Below are 16,124 nucleotides of genomic sequence, written 5' to 3'. Positions count from 1 at the left end.
GCCCTTCCCCAGAAAACTGGGAAAGGGCCTTCTTCCTGCGGAGGCTCGGGGATTTGAACCCCGGATGGGCGGTAAACCCAAACCGCATTAGCAGTGCGGCGCCATAGACCTGACTAGGCGAAGCCTCCCGGTGCCAAGTGGCTCAGCACAGAGTACCGGCCTTCAGGCTGGGCGGCAAAGCGGTTGTTGGTCGCGTCGTCGCCAGGGGTTGTCCACTGCCTGTGGACAACCCCGTCCACAGCTGTGGACAACTACCGTCAGGCAGGGTTGGCCTCGCCCTCGATCTCGATCTTGACCTTCTTGCCGACCAGCACGCCGCCGGTCTCCAGGGCCTGGTTCCAGGTCAGGCCGAACTCCTCGCGGTCGAGCTCGGTGCTGATGCTGAAGCCCCACACGGTCTGGCCCCAGGGGTTGGTGCCGCTGCCGCCGTACTCGACGGTGAGCTCGACGGGGCGGGTGACGTCGCGGATGGTGAGGTCGCCGGCGAGGGTGAACTCGTCGCCGGAGTGGCTCACGACGCGGGTGCTGCGGAAGGTGATCTCGGGGAACTTGTCCGCGGCGAGGAAGTCGTCGCTGCGCAGGTGGCCGTCACGGTCGGCGACGCCGGTGGTGATGCTGTCGGTGTAGATCGTCAGCTCGGCGCTCGAGTCGAGGGGGTTCTCGGCGATGGTGACGGAGCCGGCGAACTTCTCGAAGCTGCCGCGCACCTTGCTGACCATCATGTGCTTGACGACGAAGCCGAGGCTGGTGTGCGCGACGTCGAGGTTGTACTTGCCGGCGGCCGGGATCTGGAGGCCTTCCCAGGTGCGGGTGCTCATCTCGAGGTTCTCCCTGAAGTAGTTGCTTGCTCTGCGGACGGTTGCGACAACAAAGGTCTACATGAGGAATATTCCCCGTGTCAACTAACGTCGGATACAGTATGAGCGTGATCCCCTTTGACGACCAGCGGCTGACCGCCATGGGCCTGCTCACCGAGGTCCATGCGGGGCTGTCCGCGAAGCTGGCACCAGTCTTGGGTACGGCCGGCCTGTCCGAGATCGATTTCGAGGCGATGATCCGATTGGCCCGCTCGCCGGGCCACGGGTTGCGCATGAGCGATCTGGCCGCGCAGACCGGACTGTCCACGAGCGGGGTCACCCGGGTCGTCGACCGCCTGGAACGCGACGGCCTGGTGCGCCGCGTCGCCTGCGCCACCGACCGGCGGGCGTCGTACGCGACCCTGACCGAGAAGGGCTCCGAGCGGCTCGAACTGGTCGTGCCCAAGCACCTGGTGGACATCGACAACTGCTTCACCGGCCTGCTGAGCGAGGAGGAACTGGACAGCTTCCTGACGCTGCTGCGCAGGATCCGCGACGTGGTCCGGCCCGAGGCGACGGCGGGGGCCGAGGAGAGCTGCCCAACGACTCCCTGAGCTTGGCCATCGCCCGCGAGACCGTGCTCTTGACCGTGCCCACGCTGATCCCCAGCCGGCTGGCGACCTCGGGTTCGGTCAGATCCTCGTAGTACCGCAGCAGGACCGCCGCGCGCATCCGTTCCGGCAGGAGCGCCAGGGCCTGATCGAGCCGTTCGTCGGTTTCCGTCGACCAGTCGGGCGGCCGGCTCGGCTCCGGAAGCTCGTCCGAGGGGAACTCCTCCAGCTTGCGCCGCCGCCACTGGGAGATGTTGATGTTCACCATCGCCCGCCGGACATACCCGTCGCGATCCTGCACCCGCCCCCAGGCCTGGTAGGTCTTGAAGAGCGCGCTCTGCAGCAGATCCTCGGCATCGGAAGCATGCCCGGTCAACTGGTGGGCGGTACGTAGCAACGCCGGACCTCGGGTCCTTACGTACTCCCGGAAGTCGTCGTCCATCGAGGCCAGACTTCCAGCTCGGCGTCCACGGTTGACCCTGGTGCCGCTAAAGGTCCGTCAAGTTCGGTGGCAGGAATGTTCTCTGGTGGTTGTCAGCACTTCCACCCGAGGATGCGTATTTTGCTCCTCTTCGGGGTTCGCGCCCGTTGCGAAAACGCCGGGCATGTGAGGCTAGACGCATGCGTAGAGAGCTGGCGGCCGCCGTCCTCGGCCGTGAGGCGGGCGTGCCGGGCCCCGATCCCGGCAGTGGAGATCCTCTGCATGCGGTCACCGGCGAGATCCTTGACGTCAGTCCCCACCTGATCCTGATCGAAACCCCCGAGGGCACCGAGGAGCGGTTGGTGATCGCGCCCTGGGCCACCGCGTGGCACGGCTCCGACGTCGCCCCGGCCGACCTGCCGGTGGGCACGTGCGTGCTCATGCGCACGCTGCACGACGGCCGCGTGGTCGATCGCATCTGGGCCGGCATCACCCGGGCGACCGGCACGATCCTCAGCGTCGAAGGCCGCCGCGACCTGACCGTCGAGCTCGACTGCGGCCCACACCGCGGCCGCCGCACCGTGCTGATTCCCTACCGCGCCACCGGGCGGCTGCGGGTGCGCCATCCTCAGCTCGAACCCGGTTTCCTCTTCGACGCCATCGGCGTGCGCGAGGAGGGCGGCAGCACGATCCTGCTCCCCGCGACCTCGCAGCCCGGCTACCCGGCGCGTGCCGTACCCAAGCCTCCGTCCGCCTACGGCGGCGTGCAGTCGCGGGTGTCGGGCACGGCGGTCTGGTCGGACGGGTTCGACGAGGACGAGCGGGCCGCGGCCTACCCGATGGTGGAGCGTTCCGACGTGCGGTGCGCCGAGGCCGAGGTGTCGTGCGTCGGCCTGCCGTACCTGGCGCTGGGGTCGCTGCTCTACGTGCACAACGTCTGCTCCGACCGGGTGTCGAACGTGACGATCACCGCGTGCGGCTGCGTGGCCGGGCGCTTTTGCGATCGGTGCGTGGAATGCGACACCGGGGCGCGCGGGCGCATCGTGGAGCTCTCCCCCGCCAGCTTTGTCGAGCTGGGCGGGGAACTGGTCAACGGCTGTTTCAACGCGCGGGTCGGATTGGGGTGAACAGGGTGCTCGAGTCGCAAGTGCCGATTCTGGTGGTGTTGCTGGTGCTGGGGACCGTGGCCAAGCTCGCCACCGTCCGGGCCGGCGGGGAACCGGGCGCGCTCGCCCGGCTGGGGCCGGCGATGCTCGTGCCGGTACGGCTGCGCGCCGCGGCGCTGCTGGGCTGCGCGGCCGGGGAACTGGTGCTGGCCGCCGGGCTGCTGCTGACCTCGTCGCCGATCTTCCGCTGGATGACGGTGACGTTCTTCGCGCTCTCCACCTACGTGCTGCTGGAACTGCGGCGCAAGCGGCCGGACGCCGGCTGCGGCTGCTTCGGCGAGGTCAGCTCGGCCCCCGTGGGGCTGCGCTCGATCGGGCGGACGGTCCTGCTGACCGGCATGGCGCTCATGGCGGTCTGGGGCCAGGGGCCCGGCTGGATGACCTTCCGCGAGCCGACGTGGGCGCTGCTCGCTGGGGTGGTACTGCTGGCCGTACTCTCGCCGGAGCTGGAGGAAGCGATCAACCGGCTCCGCTACCGTGCGCCGTGCGAGCAGCGGCCGGCCTCCGCCAGCGTGGCGCTGACCAGGCTGAAGGCGAGCGTGCCGTGGCGCGAGCACGCGCCGACGCTGCTGTCGGCCGAGCCGGAGGACAGCTGGCGGGAGCTGTGCTGGCGGTTCTTCGCCTTCACCGACCACGCGGGACGGCACGTGGTCTTCGCGGTGTATCTGAGCGGTCTGCGGCCTGCCGTACGCGTGGCGGTCGTCAGCCGGGAGTCCATGCCGGAATATACGCCTGTATAGCGCTGAGCCTAGACAGCCGTAGAGAACGCTCGATTGAACTCTCTACTGGGATCTAGCTTCCCCTCTAGATCCCAGTAGAGAGTGCTCTAGATGGGTTGCGCACGCAGGAACCTGCCGAAATGCGGCACGGTGAAGGCGATCAGTCCCCGCTCTGCGCTGTAGATGAGACCCTTCTTGATCAGGTTGTCGCGGGCCGGCGACAGACTGGACGGCTTGCGCCCCAGCGCGTCGGCCACGTCGGAAGTGGGCACCGGCTCGTCGCCGAGGGTGGCCATGGCGTGCATGTAGTCACGCTCGGCCGGGGTCGCCCGCTCGTAGCGGCTGCCGAAGAAGCCCACGGCGAGCTCCTCCTCGGCCTCGGGAGCGGAGACCTTCACGTCGTCGATGGTGATCGGGCTGCGCGGCGCGAGATCCCACGCGACCTTGCCGTACGCCTGGACGAAGTAGGGGTAGCCGTCGGCCGCCTCGTAGAGCGCGTCGAGCGCCTCCTGGGTGAACTCGACGCCCTCCTCGCGGGCGGGCAGGATCAGCGCCAGATCGGCCGCCTCGCGGTCGAGCTTGTCGATCCGGGCATAGCGGAACAGGCGCTCGGAGTAGCTCTTGCTGGCCGACAGGACGCTCGGCAGATGCGGCAGGCCCGCGCCGACCACGATCAGCGGGCCGCCGGTCTGGGAGAGCTCGTGGCAGGCCGCGCAGAGCGCCGAGATGTCGGCCGCCTGGACGTCCTGCATCTCGTCGATGAAGAGGGCGATGCCGACGCCCAGGTCGGTCGCCACACCCGCGGCGTCGACGAAGAGCTCGGTCAGGTCGATCTCGAGATCGCCGGAGTCGGCGCGGCCACGGCTGGCCGGCACGTCGATCCCGGGCGACCAGTGGCTCGTGCCCTTGGCGGCGGACGGGTCGCGCATGGCGAACGCCTTGAGCACGCCGAGGAACTCCTCGATGCGCTCCGGCGCCCGATGCCGGGGGGCGAGCTCACGCACGGCCATGTGCAGCGCGGCGGCCACCGGGCGGCGGATCGACTGCTCGGGGCGAGCCTCGATCTTGCCGGTGCCCCACAGCCGCTGCATGGCCATGGACTTGAAGGTGTTGAGCAGAACGGTCTTGCCGACGCCGCGCAGGCCGGTGACGACCATGCTGCGCTCGGGGCGGCCACGGGCCACCCGCTCCAGCACGACCTCGAACTGCTGCAGTTCGCGATCGCGGCCGGCGAGCTCCGGCGGACGCTGGCCGGCTCCAGGGGCGTAGGGATTGCGCACAGGGTCCACGCTCTCGGACTTTATTGCGGGATATAGCGGCCGTCTTATATTTGGGAAGAAAGCGCTACGGCGTGTCCGAGGACGCGGCGGTGCCAGCAGAGCCATCGAACACACCCCCTCCAACCAGGCCGAACCTCTGTTCGAGTCACTACCCAGAACTGTAGCGCGCCATCGAACACGTGCGCGAGAGATTCGAGTAAAGATCTTAGAAACCGCGTCGCGCGCGGACTCCGCTACCGTCTTGAGCCATGCGGACCTTTGCGAACGTGCAGGAACTCAAGGCGGCCGTCGGCGAGACCTTCGGCCCCACGGCGTGGCGCGAGATCACCCAGGAGCGGGTGAACACCTTCGCCGACGCGACCGACGACCACCAGTGGATCCACGTCGATCCCGAGCGCGCCAAGGACGGGCCGTTCGGCGGCACCATCGCGCACGGGTTCCTCACCCTTTCGCTGCTGCCGTCGTTCCTGCCCGAGCTGCTGAGCGTCGGGGAGATCGCGATGATGGTCAACTTCGGGCTTAACAAGGTGCGCTTCCCCAAGCCGGTGCCGGTCGGGTCGCGGGTGCGGGCCAGCGGGGAGCTGGTCGACGTCAAGAACAGCCCTGCGGGGCACCTGGCCACCTTGAAGGTGTCCATCGAGGTGGAGGGCGAGCGGCGGCCGGTCTGTGTCGTGGAGTCGCTGCTGCTGTTCGTCTCGCAGCCGACCACCACCTGACCAGGGTTCCAGGGTCGGCGGCCAGGAGTAGAGGGGCCGGGCTTCTCAGCGGTCAGGAGTAGAGGGCCGGGTTGAGGCCGGTCGCGAAGCCCAGGGTGGCCACGGACAGGACCACCCAGCCGGCGATCAGCCCGATCCCCAGCCCCTTGCGCCGCACCCGCCGGCTGAACAGCAGCCCGCCCCCTCCCCCCAGCCCGGCCAGAGCCAGCACCCCCGTGCCGACCATGGCCGGCACGGCGCTGTCGAGCTCACTCCCGACCACTAGCACGACCACCACCGCCACCAGATCGAGCAGCACGAACAGCCCGAACCCGGCGAACGCCATCCCGAGCATCACCCCGGCGCGCCGCCACCGCCCCTCAGCGGCTAAGCCCCCTCCGAGTAGTAGATCGCCGCCTGCACCCGGCTCCGCAGCCCCAGCTTGCCCAGCACCCGGCTGACGTGCGTCTTCGTCGTCGCCTCCGCCATGTCGAGCTCCTTGGCGATCTCCGCGTTCGACATCCCCCTCGCCACGCACGCGAGCACCTCCCGTTCCCTGGGCGTCAACTGGTCGAGCTGGTCGGGCTCCCGCCGCACCGGCTGCTGCGCGAACGCGGTGATCAGCTTGCGCGTCACCGCCGGGGAGATCAGCCCCTCCCCACGCGCGACCAGCCGCACCGCCTCCACGAGCGCGTCCGCGTCGGTGTTCTTCAGCAGGAACCCCGCCGCACCCGCCCGCAAGGCCCCGAACACATACTCGTCCACATCAAAGGTCGTGAGGATCAGCACATCGGTCACCCCGGCCAGCTCCCGCGTGGCCGAGATCCCGTCCATCCTGGGCATGCGGACGTCCATCAGCACCAGGTCGGGCCGTAGCGCGCGGGCCATCGCCACCGCCTGCTCGCCGTCGGCGGCCTCCCCGACCACCTCGACGTCGTCGGCCCCCTCCAGGATCAGCACGAGACCCGTGCGCACCGCCGCGTGATCATCGGCGACCAGCACCCTGATCGTCATCGTGCTCCCTCTTCCACCAGGCGTTGCAGCCCGCTCCCGGCCGCCGGCAGGACCGCCCGCACCCGCCATCCACCGTCGTACGGCCCGGCCTCGAACTCCCCGCCGACCAGCAGCGCCCGTTCGCGCATGCCGATCAGCCCCGTGCCCGATCCGGGCAGGGTGGTACGGCTGTCGCGGACCGGGTTGTCGATCACCAGGGAGACCCGTTCCGTTTCGTAGCCGATCCGGACGCTCACCTGGCCATCGCCGTGTTTGAGCGCGTTCGTCAGAGCCTCCTGCACGATGCGGTATCCCGCCATGTCCACCGAGACCGGGATCTCCCTGGCGTCGCCCTCGACGAGCACCGAGCCCTCCAGGCCCGCCTGCCGTACCCGCTCCAGCAGCCGGGGCGCCTCCTGGAGCCTGGGCCTGGTGACCTCCTCGGAGTCGTCACCGTCCTGGCGCAGCAGGCCGACCATGGCCCGCATCTCGGTCATCCCGCGCAGGCTGTTCTCGCGGACCGACTCCATGATCTTCCGGACGGTCGCGGCATCGAGGTCCTTGCGTGACAACGCCGCCGAGGACTGAATGGCGATCGCGCTGAAATGGTTGGCGATCATGTCGTGCAGCTCGCGGGCCATGCGTCTTCGTTCGGCGCTGATCGCCACCTGGCGGTCGAGCTCGGCCAGGTGCACGATCTCCTCGGCCCGGGCCCGCTCGGCCCGCGCCAGGTCGCGCTGCTGGCGCAGCACCATCGCCGTGGTCACCGGCGTGACCAGCAGCAGGGCGGTCTGCACGCCCACCAGGGCCAGCATCCGCCAGTCGCCGCTCAGGAACACCGCCACCGCGCCCGCCAGCACCGCCAGCGAGCTCGTCACGCCCAGCATCCAGCGGGCCAGCCTGGGCGGGCCGTACAGCACCCCCGCATATAGGTTGTCCGTGAAGACCAGCGCGGTCGCCAGCGACGGCCCCAGGAACACCGAGTCGAACGTCAGCGCCGCGATGCCCAGCGTCATCGCGGTCACCGGACTCAGGCGCCTGATCAGCACGCCGACGCACGTCACCGCCAGCGGGCCGAGCATCCACCAGTCGGACACGCCGTCGCGCGGGATGGACGCGCCACCCGCGATCAGCACGCAGCCCACCGCGAAGCACCCCAGCGCGTACAGGGCTTCACGTCTCATGCCCCTATGACATCACCCCACGCAGGCCGTCTGCTCCCGCGCAAGGCCAACCTGTGGATACACCGAAGGTTGTACACAGGGTTTCGTCATCGGCGAGGAGGATCGCGCCCCCGGCGTCCGGAAGACTTGGGGCATGGTCATCGCCGTCATCGTCGCCTGCGAGATCGGCTTCTGGCTGCTTCTCGCCCTGGGCCTCGCCTGCCGCTACCTGTGGAAGCGCCGCACGCTCAGCAACATCCTGCTGATCAGTACGCCCGTGCTCGACCTGGTCCTGCTCGCCGCCGCCGTCGTCGACATGCGCTCCGGCGCCCCCTTCGACCTCCGGCACGGCCTGGCCGCGGCGTACATCGCCTACTCGGTCGTCTTCGGGCACCAGACCATCCGCTGGGTCGACGCCAAGGTCCACCACCGCTACGCCGGCGGCCCGCCCCCTCCCCCGCCCCTCACCGGCGCCGCCCGCATCCGCGCCGAGTGGATCGGCTGGGCCCGCATCGTGCTGGCCTATGCCATCGCGTGTGGCGTTCTGGTGCTTCTGGGCTGGCTGGCCGGGTCCTCGGCGGGAATCATGGAGTTCGCGCTCGGGCTCTCCAGGGTGCCGATCATCGCGCTCATCTGGCCGATCAGCCACATGATCTGGCCCAAGAAGGCACCGGTTGAGCAGTAGTCCGGGATTCTGGTTCGAGGCATCGCCTCGGACCCGCTATGATTACTTACAGAGCGAGCAGCCGTAGCTCAATGGATAGAGCATCTGACTACGGATCAGAAGGTTGGGGTTTCGAGTACCTCCGGCTGCACACGTGCGAGAAGGCCCGTCACCAGAGCACATCTGGGGCGGGCCTTCCTCGTTTCCGGGGTCGGCCGCGAGGCGCTCAGGCGAGGGCCTGCGCGGGGGCCGTCGCTCGCGGCTGGACGTGGCGGCGGCGGGTGGGGAGGCCGAGGGTGGGGTTGGCGACGGCCCAGGCGGCGGACTTGCAGACGACCTCCTTGTAGAGGGCCGCGAGCCGTCCGGTCAGTACGGCCTGCACCGCGCGGTCGTCGGCGGTGACGTACTGGATCAGGCCCTCCCTACGGCCCAGGGAGATGCACTGGTTGAAGTAGCGGATGGTGGTCTTGGGGATCGGAGCGCCGGTCAGGCGGGCGGCGATGGCGTCGGCGGCCTGCCAGGCGGTGGGGGTGCCCGAGGCGCAGGACATGCGCAGGGGCTTGTCGCCGGGGCCCATCACCAGGGCGGCGTCGCCGACGGCGTAGACGTCGGGGTGGGAGGTCGAGCGCATGGTCGCGTCGACGGCGATCTGGCCGGTGCCGGAGGTGTCCAGGGTGGTGGCCAGCGCGAGGGGATGGACGGCGAAGCCGGTGGCCCAGACGGTGACGGCGGCGGGGATGCGCCGACCGGCACCGGTGACGGCGTGGGCGGAACCTCCCGTGACGGGCTCGGCGGCCGTGACGAGGTGGTCGGGCTCGACGGCGGTGACGGCCGTGTGGTCGTGGACGGTGATGCCGAGCTTGGCGACCACGCGCGCCAGGTGGGCGCGGCCCTTCGGGGAGAGCCAGCCGCCCAGGGCGTCACGGGCGACGATCGCGACGTCGAGGTCGGGCCGGGCCTCGGCGATCTCGGTCGCGGCCTCCAGCCCGGTGAGGCCGCCACCGACGACGACCACGCTCTGGCCGGGCGCGAGGCCGGCCAGGCGGTCACGCAGGCGCAGAGCGCCGGGACGGCTCGCGAGCTCGTAGGCGTGCTCATGCGTCCCCGGCACGCCCTGGGCGTTCCAGCCACTGCCGAGGGCGTAGACCAACGTGTCGTAGGCCAGCTCGTCGGCGCCGTCGCTCAGCGTGACGGTCTTGCGGTCGACGTCCAGCCCGGTCACCCGGGCGATCCGCACCTCGACCCCGGTGCCGGCGAACATCTCGCGGAACGGCCGGGTCTTGAGCTTCTGGCCGGCGGCCACCTGGTGCATGCGGACCCGCTCCACGAAGTCGGGCTCGGCGTTGACGAGGGTGATGGAGACGTCCTCGCGGTACAGCCGCCTGGCGAGGCGGCCGGCGGCGCTGGCTCCGGCGTATCCGGCTCCGAGAACGACGATGCGGTGCATGTCCTGGCTCCTGTCGAGAAGGCGTCTGTGCCCCTTGAACCGGGCAGCTCGCCGTTTCCTGACAGGAGCCGGATGTGAACCACGTCACACCACGCTCAGAAGGCCTTGAACAGGGGTTCTCCATGCTCGCTGGCCGCCCACTGCGCGGTGGCGCGCTCAAGCTTGTCCGGATTGACCTGGTTGCGGAAGGCGGCGATGCCGTCCTCGGTGACCTCCAGGCTCATCACGCCCACGACCCGCCCGTCCAGGACGGCTATCGCGGCCGGGCCGCCGTTGGCCGTCCAGGCGTACACGTCTGGGCTGCCGCCGACCAGCGCCCGCTTGGCCTCGGCCGGCTTGAACAGCCCCCACAGGAACTTGGCCACCGCGACCGCGCCCTGGAAGGCCTTGGCCCGGGCCGGGATCTTGCCGCCGCCGTCGCCGATCGCGATGGCGTCCCCGGTGAGCAGCCGGACCAGCGGCTCGGTCTGGCCGCTGGAGGCGGCGGCCAGGAACTCCTCGACGATCCGGCGCGCGGTCGCCTCGTCCACCTCGGTGCGCGCCCTGCCCTCCGCGACGTGCTTCTTGGCACGATGGAAGATCTGCTGGCTGGCCGCCTCGCTGAGGTCGAGGATCTCGGCGATCTCCCGGTGGGAGTAGTCGAAGGCCTCGCGCAGCACGTAGACCGCCCGTTCGTTGGGCGACAGCCGTTCGAGGAGGGTGAGCACCGCGTACGAGACGGACTCACGTTGTTCGGCGGTGTCGGCCGGGCCGAGCATGGGGTCGCCGGCGAGGAGCGGTTCGGGGAGCCACTCGCCGACGTAGGTCTCGCGGCGGGCGCGGGCGGAGGTGAGCTGGTTGAGGCACAGGTTGGTGAGCACCTTCGTCAGCCACGCCTCGGGCACCTCGATGCGCTCGACGTCCACGGCCTGCCAGCGCAGGAACGTCTCCTGCACCGCGTCCTCGGCCTCGGCGGCCGAGCCGAGCAGGCGGTAGGCGATGGCCTCCAGGCGCGGCCGGGAGGCTTCGAACCGGTCGACGTCCAGCATGCTCAGGGCCATGGTCAGATCCTAGGTCGCCGTGGGGTGGACCTCTATGGGTGCTGGGCCAGCCGGGAGTACATGTACATGTCCTTGCGCTCGCCGCCGATCTCCATCCAGCTCCGCAGCAGGCCTTCGCGCTCGTATCCGGCTCGTTCCGCGGCTTTCCAGGAGCCGATGTTCCAGGGCTCGACCTGCAATTCCAGCCGGGCCACCGGCAGTTCCGTGAGGCCCCAGCGGGAAAGGGCGTCCAGCGCGGCGACCACGATGCCTTTTCCCCGGGCGGAGGGCGCGATCCAATATCCGACCGACGCGCGTTCGTGGGGGCCGGGCCAGAGGCCCATCTGGCCGACCGCGTGACCGGCCACCGCGATGGCGAAGGAATAGCCGACGCCTTCTTCGGCCCGTTGCCATTGCCGCCGCAGGAATGCCTCGGCTTCCGCCTCGGTGAACTCCGCGGGCACGCTGGAGATCAACGGGATGTACGGGTCTCGCGACGCTTCGCGAACGACCTCGACATCGTCCAGCCGCCAGGGACGGAGCACGAAACCCGGGGCGACGGCGATCTCAGGGACTTCCATTCCGCCATGATCCCGGATTCAGTGGACGTTCATGACCTCCCTTCGACGCGTCCCCTTTGATGTGGCCTCCTATGTACGGCATGCGCAGAGCAGAGCGTGTCTCGTCGGCGCGCACATCGCGGCCCTGCCGTACGAGGAGCAGCAGTATCACGCGTTGATGACCGAGAACGGAGTCCTGGAGGAGCCGCCGGCCGGGGTCGGGGCGGCGATCCGGGCCGCCATCTTGACCGATTCCACGCCCTCGGGAGAAGACGAGGCGGGAATGCCGTGAGGATGGAGTTCACGAACAAGGCCGCACTGGTGACCGGCGCCGCCTCGGGAATCGGGCGGGCCGTCGCGGAAACGCTGGCGAAACGGGGCGCCCGCGTGGTGCTGGCCGACTACAACCTGGAAGGCGCCCAGGAGGCGGCCACGGCCATTCTGGAATCGGGTGGCTCCGCCGACGCGGTCATGCTGGACGTGACCGATCCTGAAGCGGCCGAGAACGCGGTGCGAAAGACGCTGGACACCTATGGCCAGCTCGATCTGGCGGTGAACAACGCGGGCATCTCCGGGACGAGCGCGCCGATCGGCGAGTATCCGGTGGACGAATGGCGGCGCGTGCTCGCCACCAATCTGGACGGCGTCTTCTATTGCCTGCGCGCCGAACTCAGGGTGATGTCCGCGGGCGCGGCGGTGGTGAACATGGCCTCGATTCTCGGCCAGGTCGGTTTCGCCGGGGCCTCGGCCTATGTGGCGGCCAAACACGGCGTGGTCGGGTTGACGCAGAATGCCGCGCTGGAATACGCGGCCCAGGGAATCCGGGTCAACGCCGTCGGCCCGGGATTCATCGAGACGCCGCTGATCTCGCAGGTCGACGCCGAGCTGCTGGTGCCGCTGCACCCACAGGGGCGGCTCGGCCGGTCGGAGGAGGTGGCCGAGCTGGTGGCGTTCCTGCTGTCGGACCGGGCCTCGTTCGTCAACGGCAGCTACCACGCGGTGGACGGCGGTTACCTGTCCCGCTGAAACCGCACGGACACCACCAGGCCACCGCCGGGGTTGGGGACGGCCGAAACCTCGGCGTCGTGCGCCCGCGCGATGGAGGCCACGATGGACAACCCCAGGCCCACCCCGTCGGCCGAGCGGGTCCGCGAGTGCAGCCGCCGGAAGGGCTCGAACAGCTCGCCCACCCGCTCCTCGGGCACCTCGGGCCCGGTGTTCCGTACGACGAGCAGGCCGTCGGCGAACAGGCAGACCTGCACGGTGCCGCCGGGGTGGTTGTGCCGGATCGCGTTCTGGAGCACGTTGGCGACGAGCCGGGTCAGCAACACCGAATCGCCCCGCACCCGGACCGGCTCCACGTCGACCACCATCGTGCGGTCGCCGGCGTCCAGTTCCCCTGCCGCTTGCCGTACCAGCTCGTCGAGATCCACCGGCTCGCGCACGTCCAGCCCGCGTTCGCTCTGCGCGAGCAGGAGCAGGCCGTCGATCAGCCGCTCGCTGCGCACGGAGGCGTCGAGCAACTGCCCGCGCACCTGCACGAGCTGTTCGGGGCTCGGGTCGGTCAGCCCGATCTCGATCGCCGCCCGCTGGATGGCGAGCGGGGTGCGCAGCTCGTGGGAGGCGTTCGCGACGAACCGGCTCTGGCTGTCCACCGCGCGTTCGAGGCGGGCGAGCATGTCGTCGAAGGTGTCGGCGAGGTCTTTCAGCTCGTCGCGCGGGCCGTCCAGGGCGATGCGTTCGTGCAGGTTGGACAGGGACAGGCGTTGCGCGGTGGCGGTGATGCGGTGCAGCGGGCGGAGCAGGCGGCCGGCGACGATCCAGCCGATGCCCAGGGAGACGACGCCCAGGACGGCGATCACGATCACGGTGACGTCCCACTGGTAGGCCAGCACCTGGCCGGGCAGGTCGCCGAGCCGGCGGCGGGCCTCGGGGTCCTGGATCCATTCGGTGTCGCTCATCGCGTCGGCGGGGGCCTTGGGCGGCTCCGGCGGCTCGAACATCGCCACCTCGCTCTTCAGGGCGGCGCCGAGCAGGAGGTTCACCACGACGAGCAGGATCGTGGCGGTGACCACGAAGAGCCCGGCGTAGACGACCGTCAGCCGCACCCGGACCGGCTGCCGCCTCACCACCTACCAGCCCCTCCGACAAGACAGCCCGTCACAGGCGATACCCCGCCCCCGGCACGGTCTGGATGACCGCCGGTTCCCCCAGCTTGGCCCGGAGCTTGCGCACGATCACCCGCACCACCGTGGTGAACGGGTCGGTCTGCTCGTCCCAGGCCTGTTCCAGCAGGTCTTCCGCGCTGACCACCGCTCCCCGGGCCCGCATGAGCACCTCCAGCACGGCGTACTCCTTGCGCGACAGCGGGAGGTAGCGCCCGTCGCGGAAGGCCTGCCGGCGCGGCACGTCCAGCACGATCCCATGCTCGGTGAGCACCGGCGGCAGCGCCGCCTCGCTCCGCCGCCCGAGCGCCCGCACCCGGGCCACGAGCTCGGCGTAGGCGAACGGCTTGGGCAGGTAGTCGTCGGCCCCCAGCCCCAGGCCGGCCACGCGCTCGGGTACCGAGGCCGCCGCGGTGAGCATGAGGATGCGCGTCGGCGACCCGGCCTGAGCCAGCCGCCGGCAGACCTCGTCCCCGTGCACCTCGGGCAGGTCGCGGTCGAGAACGAGCACGTCGTAGCGCCCGTCCGCGAGCAACCGCGTCGCCGCGTCCCCGTCGTAGACGACATCGACCGTCATGGCGTGCCGGCGTAAGCCGTCGGCCACGAGATCGGCCAGGACCCGCTCGTCCTCGGCCACCAGAACCCGCATGACCCGATTGATAGCCCCTGGGCCATAACGGCACGGTTAACGTTCGCGTTCACCGCCCCGGAATGCCCGCCCGGCCACCCTGGGCGCCATGAGAAACCCCATCGGGAATCCGCTCAGAAGCCTGGCGCTCGCCTTCGCCGCCACCGCCCTGGTCGCCGCCGCCCTCCCGGCGAGCAGCCTGGCGACCCGCGTCGCTGCCCCCACCTGTGCCCCGCCGCCCAAGCCCGGCGGCGGCGGTCCGACGAACCCGCCGCCCTTGAAGCCGACCACGGTGGACACCCTCCACCAGGCGTACACCTGCCTGTTCGACCGCTATTACGGCGGACCGAAACTCGACAACCGCCTCGTGCTTCGCGCCGCCTTCGCCGGATTCACCCAGGAGCTGCAACGCCGGTCGAAGGATCACCCGGCCGCCACGATGCCCGCGCTGACCGGCGACCGGGAGGCTGACTGGGCGGCGTTCGCCGACGTCTACACCAAGGTCACCGCGGCCCTGAACACCGACGCGGCCACCCTCCAGGCCCTCGCCGCCGCGACGATGCGCGCCATGGTCGCCTCGCTCGGCGACAACCACGCCCGCTGGGACCGGCCGGAACCGGACGCCAACAACCCGGAGCCGGATCCCGGCGGCGACCGCATGACGGTCAAGGCGGTCGGCATCAGCGGCATCTCGGTCCACCCCGAGGACAAGGCCGCCAAGGCCCCGCTCTACGTCACCTCGGTCGAGGCGGGCAGCCCGGCCGCCAAGCGCGGCATCAAGCCTGGCGACATCCTCGTCTCGATCAACGGCCATGCCCCCTTCGTCAACGGCGTCTTCGTGCCGAGCGCCCTCGACCCGCTCTTTCTGAACCGGGACGCCCCGGTGACCTTCCGGCTGCGCCGCCCGACCAACGGCCGGACCTGGACGCTCACCGTCAAACCGGCCGAGTTCGTGGTCTTCCGCCCGGAGATCTCGGCCAAGCGCCTGGCCGACGGCGTCGCCTACGTCAAGGTGCCCGGCTTCTTCGGCGGCGTCGCCGACAAGGTGCGCGCGGCCGTCGAGGACCTGCGCAAGGCCGGCACGATCACCGGCGTCGTGCTCGACCTGCGCGGCAACGGCGGCGGCTCGCCGCGTGAGGTCACCCGGCTGCTGGGCGCCTTCGCGCACGGCAAGGTGACCAGCTACTTCTGCGACGTGCACGACTCGTGTGCGGCCAACCGCACCGACGACACCGTCCCCCTGCTCAACCTGCCCTTCGTCGTCCTCACCGACCGCGGGTGCGCCTCGGCCTGCGACGACTTCAGCGCCGCGGTCAAGGGCCTCGGCCTGGCTCCGCTGGTCGGCTCGCGCACCGCGGGCGTGGTCTCCGGGCCCGGCGAGCCGTACTTCCTGGACGACGGCAGCGTGCTCGGGCTGCCGTCGAAGCACCACCGGGGGCCTGGCAAGGAGATCGTCGACACCATCGGTGTGGCCGCCGACCACTTCCTGCCGATGACCGCCGAGGACCTGGCCGCGGGCCGCGACCCCGCGCTCGCCAAGGCCCTCGACCTGCTAGAAGGCTGACCTCAGCCCCGAGGGGTCGCGTCCCACGCTGATCTCCTCGGCGATGCGCCGGATCTCCTCCAGGGTGATCCCGGGCGCCGCGGGAAGCTGGTCGGCCAGTGCGCGCATCACGATGTGCACCGGCTGACCGGCATACCGCACCGCGATCGCGTGCACTGCCCTGAACAGCGCTTGGTTGTGCTCGTCCATGTCGCCCCACCCCGTCGGTCGATCCTGTTGTCGCAGGTACGGT

The 16,124-nt window shown here is 70.2% G+C and carries 19 protein-coding genes, 2 tRNA genes and 1 pseudogene; 9 read left to right on the top strand and 13 right to left on the bottom strand.

From position 1 onward, the window contains the following. Positions 1 to 38: 38 nt before the first annotated feature. Together ACIBG7_RS40965 and ACIBG7_RS40960 are read right to left on the bottom strand one after the other, a co-directional pair. Positions 39 to 128, bottom strand: a tRNA-Ser gene (locus ACIBG7_RS40965). A gap of 129 nt (positions 129 to 257) precedes the next feature. Further along, complete coding sequence (locus ACIBG7_RS40960) at positions 258 to 818, bottom strand: YceI family protein (RefSeq protein WP_357919145.1); 561 nt, start codon at positions 816 to 818, stop codon at positions 258 to 260. Positions 819 to 919: 101 nt separating this feature from the next. Between ACIBG7_RS40960 and ACIBG7_RS40955 the strand changes: the two are divergent. Then, positions 920 to 1,222: pseudogene (locus tag ACIBG7_RS40955) on the top strand (MarR family winged helix-turn-helix transcriptional regulator); the annotation flags it as partial. Between the two features lie 67 nt (positions 1,223 to 1,289). Here ACIBG7_RS40955 and ACIBG7_RS40950 read toward each other — a convergent pair. Further along, positions 1,290 to 1,850 carry a SigE family RNA polymerase sigma factor gene (locus tag ACIBG7_RS40950; RefSeq protein ID WP_397339752.1) on the bottom strand — a complete coding sequence of 187 codons (561 nt, stop codon included), beginning with the start codon at positions 1,848 to 1,850 and terminating at the stop codon, positions 1,290 to 1,292. Positions 1,851 to 2,029: 179 nt separating this feature from the next. Between ACIBG7_RS40950 and ACIBG7_RS40945 the strand changes: the two genes are divergently transcribed. Together ACIBG7_RS40945 and ACIBG7_RS40940 are read left to right on the top strand one after the other, a co-directional pair. Beyond that, positions 2,030 to 2,956, top strand: coding sequence for a hypothetical protein (locus tag ACIBG7_RS40945; RefSeq protein ID WP_357919140.1), 927 nt, complete (start codon positions 2,030 to 2,032; stop codon positions 2,954 to 2,956). A gap of 5 nt (positions 2,957 to 2,961) precedes the next feature. Then, positions 2,962 to 3,735: a MauE/DoxX family redox-associated membrane protein gene (locus tag ACIBG7_RS40940; RefSeq protein ID WP_397339751.1), complete on the top strand. Its 774-nt coding sequence runs from the start codon at positions 2,962 to 2,964 to the stop codon at positions 3,733 to 3,735. Positions 3,736 to 3,821: 86 nt separating this feature from the next. On the opposite strand, the gene ACIBG7_RS40935 is transcribed toward ACIBG7_RS40940, so the two are convergent. Continuing rightward, the gene (locus tag ACIBG7_RS40935; protein ID WP_397339750.1) at positions 3,822 to 5,003 is read right to left on the bottom strand and encodes an AAA family ATPase; all 1,182 of its coding nucleotides are present in this window, start codon (positions 5,001 to 5,003) and stop codon (positions 3,822 to 3,824) included. A gap of 239 nt (positions 5,004 to 5,242) precedes the next feature. Between ACIBG7_RS40935 and ACIBG7_RS40930 the strand changes: the two genes are divergently transcribed. After that, entirely contained in the window at positions 5,243 to 5,710 is a 468-nt protein-coding gene (locus tag ACIBG7_RS40930; RefSeq protein WP_357919131.1) for a MaoC family dehydratase, read from the top strand. Positions 5,711 to 5,762: 52 nt separating this feature from the next. Here ACIBG7_RS40930 and ACIBG7_RS40925 read toward each other — a convergent pair whose 3' ends face one another. From ACIBG7_RS40925 to ACIBG7_RS40915, 3 genes are read right to left on the bottom strand one after another with little or no spacing between them, the layout of a single operon-like run. After that, positions 5,763 to 6,035, bottom strand: coding sequence for a hypothetical protein (locus tag ACIBG7_RS40925; protein WP_397339749.1), 273 nt, complete (start codon positions 6,033 to 6,035; stop codon positions 5,763 to 5,765). Positions 6,036 to 6,076: 41 nt separating this feature from the next. Next, positions 6,077 to 6,703, bottom strand: coding sequence for a response regulator (locus tag ACIBG7_RS40920; protein ID WP_397339748.1), 627 nt, complete (start codon positions 6,701 to 6,703; stop codon positions 6,077 to 6,079). Continuing rightward, complete coding sequence (locus ACIBG7_RS40915) at positions 6,700 to 7,866, bottom strand: histidine kinase (protein WP_357919120.1); 1,167 nt, start codon at positions 7,864 to 7,866, stop codon at positions 6,700 to 6,702. The genes ACIBG7_RS40920 and ACIBG7_RS40915 overlap by 4 nt, the downstream gene beginning before the upstream one ends. A gap of 133 nt (positions 7,867 to 7,999) precedes the next feature. Between ACIBG7_RS40915 and ACIBG7_RS40910 the strand changes: the two genes are divergently transcribed. Together ACIBG7_RS40910 and ACIBG7_RS40905 are read left to right on the top strand one after the other, a co-directional pair. Next, entirely contained in the window at positions 8,000 to 8,530 is a 531-nt protein-coding gene (locus tag ACIBG7_RS40910; RefSeq protein WP_397339747.1) for a hypothetical protein, read from the top strand. A 57-nt stretch (positions 8,531 to 8,587) separates the two neighbouring features. Continuing rightward, positions 8,588 to 8,660, top strand: a tRNA-Arg gene (locus ACIBG7_RS40905). Between the two features lie 75 nt (positions 8,661 to 8,735). On the opposite strand, the gene ACIBG7_RS40900 is transcribed toward ACIBG7_RS40905, so the two are convergent. The 3 genes from ACIBG7_RS40900 to ACIBG7_RS40890 form a co-directional block, all read right to left on the bottom strand. Continuing rightward, on the bottom strand, positions 8,736 to 9,956 hold the full coding sequence (locus ACIBG7_RS40900; protein WP_397339746.1) for an NAD(P)/FAD-dependent oxidoreductase: 1,221 nt from the start codon (positions 9,954 to 9,956) through the stop codon (positions 8,736 to 8,738). 95 nt (positions 9,957 to 10,051) lie between these two features. Continuing rightward, on the bottom strand, positions 10,052 to 10,996 hold the full coding sequence (locus ACIBG7_RS40895) for an RNA polymerase sigma-70 factor (protein ID WP_397339745.1): 945 nt from the start codon (positions 10,994 to 10,996) through the stop codon (positions 10,052 to 10,054). Between the two features lie 32 nt (positions 10,997 to 11,028). Then, positions 11,029 to 11,556 (bottom strand): GNAT family N-acetyltransferase, encoded by a 528-nt coding sequence (locus tag ACIBG7_RS40890; protein WP_397339744.1) that lies wholly within the window; start codon positions 11,554 to 11,556, stop codon positions 11,029 to 11,031. A 31-nt stretch (positions 11,557 to 11,587) separates the two neighbouring features. Here ACIBG7_RS40890 and ACIBG7_RS40885 point away from each other — a divergent pair, with 31 nt between their 5' ends. Beyond that, positions 11,588 to 11,827 carry a hypothetical protein gene (locus ACIBG7_RS40885; RefSeq protein WP_397339743.1) on the top strand — a complete coding sequence of 80 codons (240 nt, stop codon included), beginning with the start codon at positions 11,588 to 11,590 and terminating at the stop codon, positions 11,825 to 11,827. 2 nt (positions 11,828 to 11,829) lie between these two features. Beyond that, positions 11,830 to 12,561: an SDR family NAD(P)-dependent oxidoreductase gene (locus ACIBG7_RS40880; protein WP_357919097.1), complete on the top strand. Its 732-nt coding sequence runs from the start codon at positions 11,830 to 11,832 to the stop codon at positions 12,559 to 12,561. Here ACIBG7_RS40880 and ACIBG7_RS40875 read toward each other — a convergent pair. Together ACIBG7_RS40875 and ACIBG7_RS40870 are read right to left on the bottom strand one after the other, a co-directional pair. After that, the gene (locus ACIBG7_RS40875) at positions 12,546 to 13,667 is read right to left on the bottom strand and encodes a sensor histidine kinase (protein ID WP_397339742.1); all 1,122 of its coding nucleotides are present in this window, start codon (positions 13,665 to 13,667) and stop codon (positions 12,546 to 12,548) included. The two genes, ACIBG7_RS40880 and ACIBG7_RS40875, sit on opposite strands and share 16 nt — an antisense overlap. 28 nt (positions 13,668 to 13,695) lie before the next feature. After that, positions 13,696 to 14,349: a response regulator transcription factor gene (locus ACIBG7_RS40870; RefSeq protein WP_357919091.1), complete on the bottom strand. Its 654-nt coding sequence runs from the start codon at positions 14,347 to 14,349 to the stop codon at positions 13,696 to 13,698. 88 nt (positions 14,350 to 14,437) lie between these two features. Here ACIBG7_RS40870 and ACIBG7_RS40865 point away from each other — a divergent pair, with 88 nt between their 5' ends. After that, a complete protein-coding gene (locus ACIBG7_RS40865) occupies positions 14,438 to 15,892 on the top strand; it encodes a S41 family peptidase (protein WP_397339741.1) in 1,455 nt (484 codons plus the stop codon). On the opposite strand, the gene ACIBG7_RS40860 is transcribed toward ACIBG7_RS40865, so the two are convergent. Further along, entirely contained in the window at positions 15,881 to 16,081 is a 201-nt protein-coding gene (locus tag ACIBG7_RS40860; protein WP_357919085.1) for a hypothetical protein, read from the bottom strand. The genes ACIBG7_RS40865 and ACIBG7_RS40860 overlap by 12 nt on opposite strands. Positions 16,082 to 16,124 lie beyond the last annotated feature (43 nt).

The sequence above is a fragment of the Nonomuraea sp. NPDC050328 genome (assembly GCF_044459405.1).
GTDB lineage: Bacteria > Actinomycetota > Actinomycetes > Streptosporangiales > Streptosporangiaceae > Nonomuraea.
Note: the sequence above shows the minus strand (reverse complement) of the source record. Positions and strands in the feature narration are given on the sequence as shown.